The sequence below is a fragment of the Alistipes sp. ZOR0009 genome (assembly GCF_000798815.1).
In the GTDB taxonomy this organism is placed as follows: Bacteria; Bacteroidota; Bacteroidia; order Bacteroidales; family ZOR0009; genus Acetobacteroides.
Genome location: NZ_JTLD01000024.1, coordinates 1 through 17,717 on the forward strand (window position 1 = coordinate 1; position 17,717 = coordinate 17,717).

Annotated in this window: 16 protein-coding genes; 4 read left to right on the forward strand and 12 right to left on the reverse strand. The window is 44.4% G+C overall.

All coding sequences use genetic code 11. The annotated features are described in order from the left end of the window. Positions 1–205, forward strand: a 205-nt coding sequence (locus L990_RS20205) for a hypothetical protein (protein WP_047447450.1), incomplete at its 5' end; no start/stop codon positions are given. A 367-nt stretch (positions 206–572) separates the two neighbouring features. Continuing rightward, entirely contained in the window at positions 573–1,313 is a 741-nt protein-coding gene (locus tag L990_RS07965) for a DUF6261 family protein (protein ID WP_047447453.1), read from the forward strand. Between the two features lie 1,036 nt (positions 1,314–2,349). Here L990_RS07965 and rnk read toward each other — a convergent pair. The 9 genes from rnk to pta form a co-directional block, all read right to left on the reverse strand. Then, positions 2,350–2,760, reverse strand: coding sequence for a nucleoside diphosphate kinase regulator (rnk, locus tag L990_RS07970; protein ID WP_047447456.1), 411 nt, complete (start codon positions 2,758–2,760; stop codon positions 2,350–2,352). Between the two features lie 101 nt (positions 2,761–2,861). Further along, positions 2,862–3,335 carry a hypothetical protein gene (locus tag L990_RS07975; RefSeq protein ID WP_047447460.1) on the reverse strand — a complete coding sequence of 158 codons (474 nt, stop codon included), beginning with the start codon at positions 3,333–3,335 and terminating at the stop codon, positions 2,862–2,864. Between the two features lie 266 nt (positions 3,336–3,601). Continuing rightward, on the reverse strand, positions 3,602–3,970 hold the full coding sequence (locus L990_RS07980) for a hypothetical protein (RefSeq protein ID WP_047447463.1): 369 nt from the start codon (positions 3,968–3,970) through the stop codon (positions 3,602–3,604). A gap of 51 nt (positions 3,971–4,021) precedes the next feature. Then, entirely contained in the window at positions 4,022–4,816 is a 795-nt protein-coding gene (locus L990_RS07985; protein WP_047447466.1) for an energy transducer TonB, read from the reverse strand. 173 nt (positions 4,817–4,989) lie between these two features. After that, a complete protein-coding gene (buk, locus tag L990_RS07990) occupies positions 4,990–6,063 on the reverse strand; it encodes a butyrate kinase (RefSeq protein WP_047447468.1) in 1,074 nt (357 codons plus the stop codon). Positions 6,064–6,109: 46 nt separating this feature from the next. After that, complete coding sequence (locus L990_RS07995; RefSeq protein WP_047447469.1) at positions 6,110–7,030, reverse strand: phosphate acyltransferase; 921 nt, start codon at positions 7,028–7,030, stop codon at positions 6,110–6,112. Positions 7,031–7,047: 17 nt separating this feature from the next. Further along, positions 7,048–7,953: a phosphate acyltransferase gene (locus tag L990_RS08000; RefSeq protein ID WP_047447471.1), complete on the reverse strand. Its 906-nt coding sequence runs from the start codon at positions 7,951–7,953 to the stop codon at positions 7,048–7,050. A gap of 229 nt (positions 7,954–8,182) precedes the next feature. Beyond that, positions 8,183–9,394 carry an acetate kinase gene (locus tag L990_RS08005; RefSeq protein WP_047447473.1) on the reverse strand — a complete coding sequence of 404 codons (1,212 nt, stop codon included), beginning with the start codon at positions 9,392–9,394 and terminating at the stop codon, positions 8,183–8,185. 30 nt (positions 9,395–9,424) lie between these two features. After that, on the reverse strand, positions 9,425–10,426 hold the full coding sequence (gene pta, locus L990_RS08010; RefSeq protein ID WP_047447475.1) for a phosphate acetyltransferase: 1,002 nt from the start codon (positions 10,424–10,426) through the stop codon (positions 9,425–9,427). 244 nt (positions 10,427–10,670) lie between these two features. On the opposite strand from pta, the gene L990_RS08015 reads away from it, so the two are divergent. Then, positions 10,671–13,592, forward strand: a complete 2,922-nt coding sequence (locus L990_RS08015; protein WP_052180844.1) for an FAD-binding and (Fe-S)-binding domain-containing protein — start codon at positions 10,671–10,673, stop codon at positions 13,590–13,592. A 108-nt stretch (positions 13,593–13,700) separates the two neighbouring features. Then, entirely contained in the window at positions 13,701–14,168 is a 468-nt protein-coding gene (locus L990_RS08020) for a MaoC family dehydratase (protein WP_047447477.1), read from the forward strand. Positions 14,169–14,366: 198 nt separating this feature from the next. On the opposite strand, the gene L990_RS08025 is transcribed toward L990_RS08020, so the two are convergent. The 3 genes from L990_RS08025 to L990_RS08035 form a co-directional block, all read right to left on the reverse strand. After that, a complete protein-coding gene (locus L990_RS08025) occupies positions 14,367–15,878 on the reverse strand; it encodes a DUF4301 family protein (RefSeq protein ID WP_047447479.1) in 1,512 nt (503 codons plus the stop codon). A 4-nt stretch (positions 15,879–15,882) separates the two neighbouring features. Continuing rightward, a complete protein-coding gene (locus L990_RS08030; RefSeq protein ID WP_047447482.1) occupies positions 15,883–16,272 on the reverse strand; it encodes a thioesterase family protein in 390 nt (129 codons plus the stop codon). Positions 16,273–16,351: 79 nt separating this feature from the next. Next, entirely contained in the window at positions 16,352–17,539 is a 1,188-nt protein-coding gene (locus tag L990_RS08035; RefSeq protein WP_047447484.1) for an FprA family A-type flavoprotein, read from the reverse strand. Between the last annotated feature and the right edge of the window lie 178 nt (positions 17,540–17,717).

Sequence of the window (17,717 nt, forward strand, 5' to 3'; positions counted from 1 at the left end):
CGGAAAAATGCTAATCCATCAGCTGATCACCACTTCGACGCTCGGAAAAATGCTAATCCATCAGCTGATCACCACTCCGACGCTCGGAAAAATGCTAATCCATCAGCTGATCACCACTTCGACGCTCGGAAAAATGCTAATCCATCAGCTGATCACCACTTCGACGCTTGGAAAAATGCTAATCCATCAGCTGATCACCATTTAGACGTTCGGGAAAATGCTAATCCATCAGCTGATCACCATTTCGACGCTCGGAAAAATGCTAATCCATCAGCTGATGTCCATTTTTTAGGCTATCGGAGATGCCAATAGCCTACCGAAACGCTTAATAAAAGCTCAATTGGCTGGTCGTAGTTTCACACTAGTTGTATTGTTGGTAATTACCAAAACGAACTATAACGCTTGTATGCAGGGTGTCGAAAAAATATTTGACAAAACATTTTGTTAATTAAATACAATTTTCGAAATTTATGGCAGGTTCTCAAAACCCATACTCAAAAACCCGCATAGGTGGATTAACCAACAGCCATACTTCACCTGTGCATTAACAGTAACTAAAAAAATAAAATGCTATGACTAGAATTTTACAGGTTAACTTAAGTAGGCTACAGGTTAAGGAGCTAGGCTCGCTGGCGGCATTTTTAATTGCCAAGCTGACGGTGTTGGTAACAGGCAAGCATGTTCCTCAAAAGATGGTGGACACCATCACGGAAATTAAGGCTGATTTTGATGGGGCCGTTGGATCGAGCGCCAACCCGGAGCAGACCAAGGAGCTGCATGCGAAGGACGCCCTGTGCGACGCCTCGTTCCAGGAGCTGAAGGGGCTGGCCACCGCCGCCTCGCTGCGCCGCGACGAGAGCATCAGCAGCGCAGGCGAACGGGTGCTTACCGCCATCCGTCACCGTGGGTTCAACATGCAGAAGTTCCGTATTCCGGTTCAGGTGGATGCCATGAACCAGCTGCTTGGTGATCTTGCCGAGCCTGCAACGCTCAAAATAGATGTGGCCACCATAGACGCTACCGAGGTAGTGGCAAGGCTAAAAACGGAGGTAACCGATTTGGGCGACACCTGGCAGCATATACAGGAAGGTAAATCGGCCGACAGCCTTACCAGCATAGAGGCTACACGCAGGCTGCGCGCCTCGGTGGTGCAGGTGTTTAAGTACCTCGATTCGGTATCGGACTACGAGCCCGAGGTAGCTGCAGCCATCGAGCAGATTAACGGCGCCATCGCACCGTTTGCTACCACGCTTAAGAGCCGGGCAACCATCCGCGAAAACAAAAAAGATGATGATAAAAAGATTTCCAAATAGTCTGTGATAGCTTTTGGAGTTATTTTTGTGGCTGAAGGCGTAGCTCAATAAGAGCTGCGCCTTTTTTTGCATCGTTCCGATAACCATCAATGGCACCGTTTTGGCGTATTGCATCGTTAGGCAGCAACAATAAAAAAAGAGACACGGCACCGTATCCGTCGTTCGGCGAAGGCTCCTGCCTTCGTCGGCCCTATCATGGCAGGCTGCAGCCTGCAGAATAGATTCGGCAGAGGCGCAGCCTCTCCCGAACCGCGCTACGAACAATCCTTACCGCGTTTATTGGCATTTTTCAGATATCATCAACGGCACCGTATTGGCGCATTGCATCGTTAGGCAGCAACAATAAAAAAGAGACACGGCACCGTATCCTCCGTTCGGCGAAGGCTCCTGCCTTCGTCGGTCCTATCATGGCAGGCTACAGCCTGCAGAATAGATTCGGCAGAGGCGCAGCCTCTCCCGAACCGCGCTACGAATAACCCTTACCGCGTTTATGGGCATCATCCAGATATCATCAACGGCACCATATTGGCGCATTACGCCGTTAGGCGACAACAATAAAAAAGAGACACGGCACCGTGTCCGTCGTTCGGCGAAGGCTCCTGCCTTCGTCGGTCCTATCATGGCAGGCTACAGCCTGCAGAATAGATTCGGCAGTGGCACAGCCTCTCCCGAACGGCGCTACGAACAACCCCTACCACGTTTATTGGCATTTTTCAGATATCATCAACGGCACCGTATTGGCGCATTACGCCGTTAGGCAGCAACAATAAAAAAAGAGACATGGGCACCGTGTCCGTCGTTCGGCGAAGGCTCCTGCCTTCGTCGGTCCTATCATGGCAGGCTATAGCCTGCAGAATAGATTCGGCAGAGGCGCAGCCTCTCCCGAACGGCGCTACGAATAACCCTTACCACGTTTATTGGCATCTTTCAGATATCATCAACGGCACCGTATTGGCGCATTACGCCGTTAGGCGACAACAATAAAAAAGAGACACGGGCATCGTGTCTCTGCGAGGCTGCGCGCAATGGTTGGGCGCTACAGCGAGTAGTCGCCAGCGGCCTCGGGCTGGTACACCAGCTTCTCGATGCGGATGGTGGTTTGTCCCGCGGGTACGGTCCAGCTCACCTCGTCGCCCACCCGGTAGCCAATAATGGCGGCGGCAATGGGCGATAGAATGGAGATCTTGTTCTGCTTCAGATCGGCATGCTCGGGGTAAACCACCTGTATGGTCATGGTTTTGCCCGTCGAGGCTATGAATATTTCGACAATGGAGTTCATGGTCACCACCGTGGCCGGAACCTTTTTGGGCTCCACCGCCTTGGCCTTTCGCAGCTCCTGAATAAGGGCGCTGGCCTCGGATGGGTTAATCTTGCTTTGTGCGATCGCCTCTTTAAGCGCCGCCTGAATTCGTTCTATATCCTGCGAATTCATGGTAATTTGTCTCATAACTTTTTCTTTTTAATTAATAATAGTGGGTATGCTGATACAAAAACGTCCTGCGGAAACTACCGCAGGACGTTGTATAGTACAATCTGCAAGTAGCAACTCTACGATGGGGCTACCATCGCGTTAAGCTTTGCGGCCCATTTCTTGGCCATCTCGATGCTTTCGAAAACCGAAGGGCTGTAGCCCGAGTCGTACAGCTCGATAAGCACGTCGCTCTCCCCCTTCTTGATGGGGGTAGCCGCCAGGCAAACCCTATCGACAATAGATACCGAGCCCGACGAGCGCGAGACGTTGCTTACCCGAATGGCGTTAAAGGCCGTTAGCGGCACCACCAGGCTGCTTTCTACGCCTCCGATATTCTTATTATAGTACAGCGTTTTGCTGGCCGCATCGAGGCCCAAAAAGTAGGTCTCGTTGCAGAAGTCGTACTCCGATACGTTTACGTTCTTCTCCTTAGCGGCGTTAAGCAGCTGCTGAATTCTTTTTTCTCCCTTTTTTTGGCTATGCTTGTGTATAAACACAACGGGTATAACAAAAGCAGCAATAGCCGCAATACCTATTAGTACCGATCCCATATCAACTTCTTTTTTTGTAATGATGTAAATGTCCTATACGGACGTTAAGTAGCGGTTATCCTTACAAGACGCTAACGGCCTGTTGCTGCTGAAACGGCAGCAATCGTGCATGTACAATCAGCAGATATCCGCTTGGGGGTACAACAGCGTCAGTTTTTTTGGTCGTTCGGATAAGCTCGCGCTAAGTAGCTACAAAGTCAAAAGAAGCGCACCATCTTATAGCCGCTTACCTCTGCTTGTAAAAAAACTAAAGGGCAAGTACGCTACTACCAAAAGTAGTTAAAGGGAAAGATCAGCTCCGAAATGGGGAGGCTCGGGTAAATATGCCTCGAGATATGAATAAAGATGCCGGTAACGGAGGCCATCCTCATCTCGGATCGGGGAATAAAGCCCCAAATGCCAGAGGAGAAGCAGGAGCTACGCTCGCTGATTACCTGCTTGGCCGAGTAGGACGACTGCTGATTACGGGCATCGTACGATCCGAAGTAGGGATTTACATCGAAGGTCATCTCGGCAGATGCCGTGCTCGATGCAACGATACGACCTTGCTCGGCTACATAGCTATAGCGCTCGGCATTTACGTAGGTAAATAGCAGAATAAATGCAACGGCTATGTATTTGGCAAGTCTATTCATTGCGGCAAAGGTAGCAACATAAACCACAAAACCCAACTATAGGGCCTTTGGCTAGTTTATTTGGAAAACAATTGGAATGGTGTAGGAAACACGAACCGCCACGCCCTTCTTTTTGGCAGGCGTCCAAGCGGGCGATGCCTTTACCACCTTCACCACCTCCTGATCTATGAGCGGCACCACGCCCCTAAGTATGGTAATGTGCGACAGGCTTCCATCCTTCTCCACCACAAACTGTACATAAACCGTGCCTTGAATCTTCGAATCCATGGCCTGTTCAGGATATTTCAGATTGCGTGCAATGTAGCTTCTAAAGGCCGACACGGCATCCTTCCCCTCAAACTGGGCCATATCGTCGGGGGTATTCTCAATCACCTCCTCGTCTTCGGTGGCCGCCTCCTGCTGCTTTAGGAAGAGCGAGGCGTCGGCATCGATAGAGTCCTTAGCGGCTTCGGTGGCCTTACCGTTACCGAGCTCGGTGGCGGTGCCATCCTGCACAATGGTGATGCTGCCGGCCAGCTCGTTCTTCTTCTCGGCCTTAATGGGGTTGTTGGGAAGATCGTCGAAGGTTAGGGGTTCTTTGGGTAAATCGGGAATGGGCTCGTCCTCGATCTTGATCTTGGAGAGCATGTTTACCTCCACGTTGGTCTCCCGCTCCTCGTTCATCACGTTTACAACAATGGCGGGGATGGCTCCCAGCAGTATGGCACTACCAGCAACCACAAGCAAGGCTCTTCCTAGGCGCTTATTGGCATCTCTTCTAAGTTCGTAAGCACCATACTTTTTGTTACGTCCCTTGAAAACAATGTCGCACCACTCCTTCGAAAATATATCTTGCTTTGAAAACATCTGTTGCAGAAAGCCCAATTAGTAAACAATTGCATAAAACATGGTAAAGATAACCGAATATGGCAATGGCGATACCCCATTTTGCAAATATTGAGTGTAGCCAAAAAGGAAGCCCCCCATGGCAAATGCCAAAAGAGGGCTTCGAAGTATATTTGCTCTATCAGTTTTCGGCACTAGGCGTACACTCTAGGCGATACTTCGCCTCTAAGTACAAGTAGCCCGTTCATGGCTAGGGCTGCCATCTCGTCTTCGCCAGGGTAAACAACCACTGGTGCTACAAACGATACCATATCCTTAACGTACTCTACGATGTGTGGGTTGTGCGCCATTCCGCCAGTAAGGATAACAGCATCCACCTTGCCCTTAAGCACGGCAGCCATCATACCAATCCACTTACAGATATTGTACGACATGGCATCCTGAATAAGCTTCGCTTCGGCATCGCCAGCCTCCATCTTAAGCTGTAGCTGGTAGGCGTCGTTGCTGCAGGTGTAGCCAACAAGACCACCCTTACCGCAGATGATTTTCTTAATCTGCTCGTGGGTATACTCTCCGCTAAAGCATAGCTTAGCCAGCTGACCAGCAGGTAGCGTACCAGCGCGCTCGGGCGAGAATGGACCTTCGCCATCCAACGCGTTGTTTACATCAACCACGCGCCCTTGACGGTGAGCACCTACCGAGATACCACCACCAAGGTGGGCTACAACTAGGTTCATCTCCTCGTACTTCTTGCCAACCTGAGTGGCGTAAATACGGGCAATAGCCTTCTGGTTTAGGGCATGGAAGATTGAAAGGCGAGAGAAAAGTGGATGTCCAGCAAAACGGGCAACCTCCTCCATTTCGTCTACAACCACTGGATCGGCAATGTAAGCAGCTGCACCAATAGCCTTGGCAATATCGTCTGCAATCAGACCACCAAGGTTGCTGGCATGCTCGCCCATCACCCCTTTACGTAGGTCGGCCTTTAGGGCATCATTTACGCCGTAAACACCCGACTCTATTGGCTTAACCAAGCCACCACGGCCTACAACCGCCTTAATAGAGGTCAAGTCGATACCAGCCTCCTTCAGCTCCTTTAGGATTACCTCCTTGCGGAACTCGAACTGGTCGGTGATCTTTTCGAATGGCTGCAGCTCTTCGGTCGAGTGCTTGATATTTTTTAGAAATACGTTCTTATCGTTGGCGTAAACAGCAATTTTGGTTGATGTTGAGCCAGGATTGATTGCCAATATTATGTAGCTATCCATCTTATTTTGGTTTCTTTATTCTACGATTCTTTTTACTTGATGCCTACTAAAGATTCGACTGCGCCATCAGCGAGGCTGTTGCAATGCAGTAAAGCTTAGATTTGGCACTCTCGCTTCTGGACATTACGATTACCGGCTTCGACGTTCCCTGGATGAAACCACCCAGCTCGGCACCGGCAAAGAGCATAAGCCCCTTGTAAAACGAGTTGCAAGCTTCGATACTTGGGAATATGAGCACATCGGCATCGCCATCAACAGGTGTTGGAATGCCCTTTATCTCTACGCTCTTAGGATCGCAAGCTAAAAATACGTCCAACGGCCCATCTATGGTACAAGCTGGCAGCTGCCCGCGCTTTGCCATCTGGCAAATGGTAGCGTCAACCAGCGTGTTAGGCATCGACTCGGTTGGCTTCTCTACAGCGCTAATAAGGGCCACCTTGGGATTCTCAATCCCAAAACGGTTGGCCATCTTTACCGAGTAGCCAACCATTGCCACCTTCTGCTGAAGCGTTGGAAATGGTATTACGGCTGGATCTGAGATGAAAAGGAGCTTCCTATAGGCGGGGATTTGCAGCGCACAAACGTAGCTCATAACCGCACCTGGCAGCATTAGGCCCTTTTCCTTATCCAGCACAGCCTTCAGGAACTTATCGGTGTTAATCAGCCCCTTCATTACCATATCCACCTCGTTATTTCGAGCCATGCGCACGGCTTCCTGCGCCGCAGCAATGTCATTCGAAATGTTGATGATGGTAAACTTTGAGGGATCAATACCTTCAGCCTTCGACTTGTCAACTATCTTTTTCTCATCACCTATCATAAAAGCCTCGACGAGACCATTATCAACTGCTTCGGAGATGGCACCTAGGGTGTTTTCGTCCTGGGCAAGCACTACGGCAACACGGCTTTTTATGCCGTTGCCTTTTAACCTTTCAATAAGCTCATCAAGACTTTTGATAGGGGTCATATAATTGAAGTTTTAGGTTATTTCGCAACAAGCGCAGCAAGCGCAATAGAGTATAGCTTCGATTGGGAAGAGTCTCCACGCGACGAAAGCACCGCAGGAGCCTTAGTTCCGCATACAATAGCACCAAGTTCGGCGCCACAAAGCTTGGTAACGGTCTTGTAGAACACGTTTCCAGCCTCGATATTGGGGAAAAGAAGGCAGTCTGCATCACCTGCAACCTCGCCACCTACACCCTTAATTTGGGCAACTTCGGCATCAATGGCCACATCCAACGAAATAGGTCCATCCAAAACACCGCCGCGAAGCTGCTTACGCTCCGACATTTTTGCCAAGATAGAGGCCTCCACGCACGATGGCATGCTTGGTAAAACCTTTTCAGATGCGGTAATGGCAGCCACCTTTGGCTTTTCGATGCCAAGCATCATGGCACACTCTATAAGGTAGTTGGCGATGGCCGTTTTTTGGTTCAAATCTGGATATGGAATAACCGCCACGTCGCTTACAAATAGCAGCTTGTGGTAGGTTGGAATTTGCATTACAGCAACATGGCTTAAAACACCTTTAGGAGGAAGCAAACCATTCTCCTTATTCAGAATAGCACGCATGTAGTTATCGGTGCTCACCAAACCCTTCATTAGAATATCGCCCTCACCTGCATTGATCAGCTCTACAGCCTTACGTGCCGCTTTAATCTCGTTAGGCTCGTGAACAACTACAAACTTAGCAACATCAATGCCCTCTTCGGCACAAACCTTATGAATGGTATCCTTATCGCCAACCAGGGTTCCGTCAACCAATCCCTTATCGATTGCCATACTAACGGCTCCAATGGTATGGGAGTCATTGGCATAGGCAGCAACAATACGTTTCTTACTCCTTGTCTTAAGAAGATCAAACATTTGATCTAGTTTGCTAATTGCCATAATGCGTTTTAATTTACAATTATTACCGTTTCGCTTTATTTGCTTTCAATTTCGCACTAAAAGTAACACTTTTTATAATAATCAAAAAGCACACACCCAAAATAATTTAGAAACCAGTTTTAAATTTTATGTAAAAAGGCCCTGCTCCTCTTTTTAGCAATGGTGCCAAGGCTACCCAAATAAAAAGGGGGAGCAACCGCTCCCCCTTCTCGTTATATCGTCGTAACGATTACTTCTTAGATAGAATATGCATGGTGTCGGTTGCAATAACCAGCTCCTCGTTAGTTGTACAAACCATCATCTTAACCTTCGATGCTGGCTTGGTAAGTACCTTATCCTTACCGCGTACACCCTTGTTGCCTTCAAAGTCAAAGTCAACACCTAAGAATGCCAGCTTTTCGCCCATAAACTCGCGAAGGTTTGGATCATTCTCGCCAACACCACCGGTAAATACAATAAGATCAACCCCACCCATTGCGGCAGCATACGATCCTATGAATTTAAGGATGCGGTAGAAGTACATATTCAAAGCCAGCTGTGCGCGGTCGTTACCCTCTTCTGCTGCCGACTCTACGTCACGCATATCAGATGAAAGTTCGGTAACACCCTTAACACCGCTCTCCTTGTTAATCAAGTCGCTAACGCCCTTGATGTCCAAGTTTTCCTTATCGGCCAAGAAAAGAAGTACCCCTGGATCAACGCTACCGCTACGGGTACCCATCATCAATCCATCAACAGGGGTAAAGCCCATTGAGGTATCGATAGATTGTCCCTTATCAATAGCAGTGATAGATGCACCATTACCAAGGTGGCAGGTTACAATCTTACTCTCTTCGAACTTTAAGCCTGTAATTTGGCATGCCTTTTCGGCAACAAACTTATGGCTAGTTCCATGGAATCCGTAGCGACGGATACCATACTTTTGGTAAAACTTATATGGTATTGCGTATAGGAACGCCTTTGCAGGCATTGTTTGGTGGAAAGAGGTGTCAAACACGGCTGTTTGAGGTACGTTTGGAAGAATTGCTTCCATAGCCTCAATACCCTTCATGTGTGCAGGATTGTGAAGTGGTGCCAGCTCAAAAAGTTTGGTGATACCAGCCTTTACATCTGCATCAATAAGCACGCTTTCCTTAAAGTGCTCGCCACCATGGGCAACACGGTGTCCTACTGCATCAATTTCGTTTACGCTGCTAATCACACCATGCTCCTTATCTGTAAGGGCATTAATGATTAGGTTAATACCTACGGTATGATCAGGAATTGGTTGGGTAACCTTATACTTATCCTTACCTGTTGGCTTGTGGGTTAGAATTCCGTCTGGAAGACCAATACGCTCCACCAAACCTTGTGCAAGAACATCGTTCTCTGTTTCACTTTTCATTACAAGCAGCTGGTACTTAACAGACGAGCTACCGCAGTTCAGAACTAATATATTCATTATATGTGTAGTTTTAGTCAACTCAAAACTCTATTTTCCGGCCGCTTGATTAGCAGTTATTGCCACTAGGTTAACGATATCTTCAACAGAGCAACCTCTAGAAAGATCGTTTATCGGAGCCGCCATACCTTGTAGTACTGGACCAATAGCCTCAGCATGAGCTAGTCGTTGCACTAACTTATAGGTAATGTTACCCGTTTCAAGCGTTGGGAATACAAGAACGTTTGCCTGTCCGGCAATTTCGCTACCCGGAGCCTTACTTCGACCAATGGCTGGAACAATAGCTGCATCCGACTGAAGTTCCCCATCAATTTGCATATCAGGAGCCATCTCCTTGGCCAAACGTGTAGCCTCTACCACCTTGTCAACCATTTCGTGCTTTGCGCTACCCTTAGAGGAGAAGCTTAGCATGGCTATTTTAGGTTCAAAGCCAGCAATCGCACGTGTTGTCTTTCCTGTAGCCACGGCTATTTCTGCAAGTTCCTGTGCTGTTGGATTGGGATGTACTGCACAATCTGCAAATACCATCAAACCATCATTTCCATACTCCTTATCCTTCAAAATCATAATAAAAGCGCCAGAAACAACGCTAATACCAGGAAGCGTTTTTACATATTGGAATGCAGGACGAAGCACATCTCCAGTAGTGTTTGCTGCACCAGCAACCTCTCCGTCTACATCACCACATTTAATCATAAGAGTGGCCAAGTAAAGCGGATCTACGATTAACTTTTCTGCAGCCTCTGGCGTTAACCCTTTGCTCTGACGAAGCTCGAGCATCTTGTTAACGTAAATATCCTTTTTGGGGTTGTTATTTGGATCTACCACCTCAGCCTTCGAGATATTTGTCAGGCCATTTTCGGTAGCAAGTCTAGAAATCTCCTCAGGATTGCCAATTAATACTAGGTTCGCAATTCCTTCCTGAAGAATAATATCAGCCGCTTTTAGTGTTCTGATTTCAGTCCCTTCAGGCAGCACGATCTTTTTCCCGTGCTTTTTGGCATTTTCCTTAATATTACGGAGTAAATCCATTGTATTTCTGATAATTAAACTGGTTAAAAATTGTGCTTCAAAGGTAGGTGAAATTTTCCCGACCCTCTAATATTTAACATTATTTCTCACACCTATAAATATATAATTCCCAGCAATATACAACCATCATCAAAAAAATCATATTTGTTATTTTATTAACAATAAATATGTTACAAAAAGGCTTCTACCCCTAGCTCCCCCTCCCTCTATTTTTTAATATCTTTAGCGCACAAAATAGCGATCAATGAACTCCTTAAATTACCCATCCCTACTGGCCGAGTTGGCCAGCTCCATTAAAGGCGATCTCCGTTACGACTACACTCATTTAACCATATACTCCACTGATGCTTCGGCTTATAGCGAACGACCTATTGCCGTTGCTTTTCCAAAAGATAACGATGACCTTCGAGCGATAATCGATTTTTCAAATAAGCATAAGGTTCCCATCATACCACGAGCAGCAGGGACTTCGCTTGCAGGACAAGTTGTAGGACAAGGAATTGTGGTTGATATTTCGAAGAATTTTACTTCAATTCTGGAAATCAACGAAAAGGAGCATTGGGTGCGAGTACAGCCAGCAGTCATTTTGGATGAGCTAAACCTTGCAACCAAAAAGTATGGACTATTCTTTGGTCCAGAAACATCTACCGCCAACCGGTGTATGATTGGAGGAATGATTGGAAACAACTCGTGCGGTTCGCATTCGGTGGTATACGGAAGCACTCGCGACCACCTATTGGAGGTAAAAATGCTTCTATCGGATGGAAAAGAAATTCTATTTAAGCCAATTACAAAATCAGAGTTCAAGGAAAAGTTAGATGCAGATGGTGTTGAAGGTTGCATTTATCGCAAAATCAATACGCTCCTATCCCAACCCGAAAATGTAGAGGAAATAAAAGCACAATTCCCGGAACCAGCGCTCAAAAGACGAAATACAGGATATGCGCTAGATCTTCTTATTGACAACAGCATTTTTGGAACATCAGAAGAAAAAATAAACCTATGCTCACTAATTGCAGGATCGGAAGGTACCTTAGGGTTGATAACAGAGGCCAAGCTAAACTTGGTTCCACTCCCACCTAAAGAGAAAGCCTTAATTTGCATCCATTTAAGTACGTTAGAGGAAGCGTTTAAGGCAAACTTAGTTGCCTTAAAAAGCAAGCCTACTGCAGTTGAGCTGATGGATAAGAACATTCTCGACCTCACAAAAGGTAACATAGAGCAAAGTCGTAACCGTTTTTTTGTAGAGGGAGAGCCTGCTGCCATTCTTATAATTGAGCTAGCAGAAGATACGAAAGAGGCAATTACCTCCAAGTATGACGCAATTGTATCTGAAATGAAGGCCAACGGCTTTGGATACCACTACCCCATCGTTTGGGGATCTGACACATCCAAGGTGTGGAGCTTAAGGAAAGCTGGACTGGGAGTTCTTTCAAATATGAAAGGCGATGCAAAGCCAGTTTCGGTTATTGAAGACACCGCAGTAATTCCAGAAAGGCTTCCTGCATACATGAATGATTTTCAGGAAATACTAAAAAAATACGGGCTAGACTGTGTATACCATGCCCATATTGGGAGCGGAGAACTTCACCTTCGTCCTATTCTCAACTTAAAAAACCCCAATGATGTAATTCTTTTTAAAGAAATAGCTACCGATGTGGCTATTCTGGTAAAAAAACATCGCGGTTCGCTAAGCGGAGAGCATGGTGATGGTAGGCTTAGAGGCGAATTTATTCCATTAATGGTTGGGGAACGCTGCTACCAAATGATGAGAGAAGTCAAGCAGGCTTTTGATCCTCACAACATCTTCAATCCAAATAAGATTGTTGATACACCAGCAATGAACACCTTCCTTCGATATCAGCAAAATTCAGCGAACAAAGAATATAGCACCATTTTTGACTACTCGGAGTCTGAAGGCTTTTTAAGGGCAATCGAGCGATGCAACGGCTCTGGAGATTGCAGAAAGACAATCCTTGCAGGAGGTACAATGTGCCCCAGCTATATGGCCACCAAAGATGAAAATAAGACCACCAGAGCGAGGGCCAATATGCTGCGAGACGTGCTAACAAATAGCGCCAAACCATTTGAAAGCCAAGAGTTATATGATATACTAAGCCTCTGCCTATCATGCAAAGGATGTAAGTCAGAATGTCCGTCGAATGTTGACATGGCCAAATTAAAAGCTGAGTTTTTGCAGCATTACTACGATGCTAAAGGCATTCCTCTTAGAGCTAGGCTTATTGCATACATCACCTACATCTATAAGGTTGGTAGTGTAGCACCACGAATTACGAACTTCTTTATGGGAACTAAAGTAATTGCCAATCCAATTCAAAAATTACTTGGCTTTAGTGAAAAAAGAAACCTTCCCTTACTCCATAAGCACACGCTAAAAAGTTGGCATAAAAAAGCCAATAAGTCCCTTTCTCAAACAAAAAAAGTAGCCTTCTTCAACGACGAATTCACCAACTATAATGATGTAGAGGTTGGAATGAAAGCTATTTTGCTTCTTCAAAAGTTAGGCTATCAGGTTATCTTCCCAGAGCATTTAGAAAGTGGAAGAACCTACATATCCAAAGGCTTTGTTCGTACAGCCAAAAGAATAGCCAACAAGAATATCGAAATGCTGTTCCCCATAATAAAAGATAATATCCCTCTAATAGGAATAGAACCTTCTGCTATTCTATCTTTTAGGGATGAATATCCAGATCTAGCAACCTCAGAGAACAAGGAAAAAGCAGCACATCTATCCAAAAATTCATTTTTAATTGATGAATTTTTGATGAAGGAGATGCAAAAAGGAGCAATAACCCAAAGCCAGTTTACGAAAGAACCTCTGAATATTCATTTTCACGGACACTGCCAACAAAAGTCTATTGCTACAACGGCAGCAACCCAGTACATTTTAGATTTTCCGGAAAACTATAGCGTCCAAGAAATTAAATCGGGATGCTGCGGAATGGCAGGATCATTTGGATACGAGAAAGAGCATTACGATCTTTCCATGGCCATCGGAGAGCTGGTTTTATTTCCAGCTGTAAGAAATACTTCTGATACTACAGTAATTGCAGCTCCAGGAACAAGCTGTAGGCACCATATAATGGATGGAACAGGAAAAAAAGCAGTACATCCAATTGAAGTTCTATACCATGCTCTAATTTAATAAAACGATTTTTACCGTGGGCACTTCATCATACTAGGGGCGTTACAGGAGGTAAACTTTTTACCTCAAAAAACGCTATATTGCAAAAAATTTGGAAAAGCAATTGCTATGAGTAAAGTTACGATCAAAAGTTTTGAGGAATTAGAAAAGTTAGTAGGCCAAGAACTTGGCATTTCGAACTGGCATCAAATCTCTCAAGCACAAATTAACCAATTTGCTGATGCAACAATCGACCATCAATGGATTCACACTGATCCAGAAAAGGCTCAAAAAGAATCTCCATTTGGGAATACGATTGCTCACGGTTACCTAACCCTATCACTACTTCCCTTTCTTTGGGATCAGATAGTGGAGGTTTCCAATCTTAAGCTGCAAGTAAACTATGGCATTGAAAAGTTAAAGTTCAACCAGCCAGTACTTGTTGATAGTAAAGTTCGTTTGGTAGCAAAGGTTGTTAGCGCAGTAAATTTAAGAGGCGTAACCAAGGCAACAATTGGTGTAAAGCTAGAAATTGACGGAAATAAGAAGAGTGCCTACGACGGTGAAATTGTATTCCTATACCACTTTAACGGCTAATTCATCTCAACATAAAATAGAAAGCCATTCCAAATCTGGGATGGCTTTTATTTTACACACCTACAAATAAGAACATTACACCAATAAATTATAAAACAACAGCAAAAATAACAATGTATGCTTTAAGTAATACAAACATACATCAATAATGCAAACGTTTGCGCTAAATATACAGTCTTGATTATGTAAGCTACGGTTTTATTGATGCTCATTTCTTAGCAGGTCATTTACCGTTTTTACAGGATTAAATGTTACAATTGGAACCTCCACAAATAGCGTAATCCAGTTGCTCATTGCTCCATTCCAAAGACCGGGCAACTCCATCGCCTTCAACTCCCTTCCATCCTTACTTTTGACAGAAATAAATCCAGTCTTAGGATCCCTAAAGTTTCGCAAATCAAACTTACTTCCGTCATAACGTTTAACACCACACACCAGATCTACAGGATTAAAATGGGTGGAACTATCAAATATAGCCTTTTGCTCAGGAGATTTTAAGTCAATTTGCGAACTTTCGACAACCTGCAGGGAAGAATGTCCTTCTGAATTGATGGCAATAAAAGGGCCACCACCAGGTTCCCCTGTATTCTTCACCATTCCACAAACCCGAATTGGGCGGTCGAGCATTTTTTTTACATAATCTATCTTTGCGGCATTTTCCATCGACTTATAGGTCGTACTATCCTCATTAATGAGGGACAGTAAGCTTATGATGTCTTCATCAATAATTTCACCATCAGTCAAAGACTTCAAAACCTTAAAAAGTTTTGATTGAACATCTAACAAAATTCCAGCCAGCAATTTTTTGTAACGAATAGTCTCTCCTTTCAAGGAATCAGGAACAACATTGTCAATGTTTTTTATAAAAATAAGATCACCATCAATATCATTCAAGTTTTCGATTAGCGCCCCATGACCTGCAGGCCTAAAAACAAGTTTCCCGTCGCGATCTCTAAAGGGGGTGTTGTCCAAATTCACTGCAATAGTATCTGTTTCTGGCTTTTGAATAGAATAGTCAACAACAAATTTCACATTACTTTCTGATAAAGCAGAAGTAGCTTTACCCACCTCATCCTTGAATAGATTTAAATGCTGAGGAGAAACCGTGAAATGAACAAATACTTTACCGTCCTTTGTTTGGGCATAAGCCATTCCCTCTGAGAGATGCTCCGCAGCAGCAGTTCTACCTCCATTGTCGTAAGAATGAAATTTTATCAATCCCTTGGGTAAACTCCCATAGCTTAGACCAACCTCTTCTAAAACCAACGAAAGTATAGCTTGACAAGATTGAGAGTTTAACACATCTAGGTCAATACCATTGACATCCATCAGTTTTTTAAGTTCGGGATAGAATGCAAAGTTTTCGATACGATCGAAAAACTGTTTCACATCAGGGTATTCGCGGAAAACGAATGAACAATCCGTCCCTTTATCAAAATGTCCAATCGCTTCATATAGCGATTTAAACATTCGGGTTGCTGCACCCGAAGCTGGAACAAACTTCACAATTTTTCCACTATAAGCCTCGTATTTAGAAATATAATAAGCATGCAGATATTCTTCTACCTTTATTATTCCATTTCCAATTATTGCTGGGGCTTGAAGAAACAGAAAGGGAAAACCTTCGTTAAACATCTTTAGCTGATCCTCAATCACACCAAGGTCTAGTCCTAATGCTACAATATCGCTTCTATCCCGTTCTAAAACCATAATGCTACTTTTTTGTCAACTTAGACATAAACTTTTCGGTATCAATAATAAATCTCGAGTGGGTTCCTTTTCCAATAATCCCCTCTTCATCCTCTGCTACAATGTCAAATGTCAGTTTTTTACCATCAACCGCAGTAAGCGTTGCTGTAGCCTTAACTAACATTCCAATTGGAGTTGCTTTAATGTGCGTAGAAGAAATTTCTGTACCGACAGTATTAAAACCTTCTGGCAAATAAGAACCAACAGCATTTAATGCCGCGTTTTCCATAAGGGCAATCATCGCTGGCGTAGCAAATACTTCAACTAAACCAGAACCATAATGTGCTGCAGAATCGGTAAATTCTACTCTTTTCTCTGATGTAAACACTAAACCGACTGGTAGGCTAAACTCCATATTTTCAACTATTAAAGATTCAGAACAAATTTAAACAAAAAGGAGGCTTTCGCCTCCTTCTATTATATCAAAAAATCATTTATTTCAGTTTTTCGGCCATTGCCAATGCCAACTCATCGCATTGCGCATACTTATCTGCCGTTGGAATTCCATAAATATCAACAGGCTCTGCAACAAGATTCCAGCCAATACTTTCGTGGAATTTTTTGAGATTTTTCACACCTCCTCCGTTCCAACTAAATGAACCAAATAAACCTAACTCTCTTCCTTTTACACCCATATGTTCAAGTTCTCGAGTCAAATTTTCCATCAATGGAAACATTTCGCTATTGTATGCACAGCTTCCCAGAATTACTCCCTTATACCTCCAAATTTCGTTTATTAACGTAGATATATGGGTTTTAGAAACATCATGAATTCTTATTTTTTTGATGCCCTGCTCCGCAATTTTTCGAGCAATATGATCCGCAATTTGCTCCGTGTTACCATACATTGAGGCATATATAATCACAACCCCATTTTCGGCCTCCATTTTACTCCATCTATCATACAAACCAAGAACAACTTCTGGATTTGATCGCCAAACGGGACCATGCACCGGACAAACAGCCTTAACAGGCACTCCATCCAACTTTTTGAAAGCCTTCTGTACCATATTCGCATACTTCCCAACAATATTCGAAAAGTAACGACGCATTTCTTCCTCGTAGTAGGCAAACTCAATCTCATCATCAAATACTCCGCCATCAAGAGTCCCGAAACTGCCAAAGGCATCTCCCGAGAATAAAACTTGCTCAGTCACATCATAGGTCATCATCGTCTCCGGCCAATGCACCCAAGGCGTCATAACAAATTTCAAATGATGATATCCAAGAGATAGCTCCTCTCCGTCCTCGACTTGCTTAAGATTCTCCGTAACGCCCCAGTATGCCTCTACAACCTTAAAAGTCTTCGAATTACCAACTATTTTAACATTCGGATAACGCTGGATGATCGCCTTGATTTCACCAGAATGATCCAACTCCATGTGATTAATGATAAGATAATCTAGCGTACGTCCCTCCAGCAGCTCTTCTACTTTATCTACAAATTCGGTTGATACACCTGATTCTATAGTATCAACTAGCGCCGTTTTTTCATCTTTAATCAGATAGCAGCTATAGGCAACACCATTAGGAAGTGGCCACATATTCTCAAAAAGATGCTTTTTACGATCGTTGGCACCAAGCCAATATATTTTACCTGTAACTTTTTGTGGTTTCAGCATTACAACTCGTTTTTCATGTTTTCACCGCAAATATACCTTATTTGGACTCATTCTAAGAATATTTCGGCAACAAAATGGGCATATTCATCCCTGTCTTTTCAACTTTTTAAGAAGAAATAAGTCAAGTTATCTAATTTCTAACTTGCTAAAACCTATCTTCAAAATTAATTCCAAATAG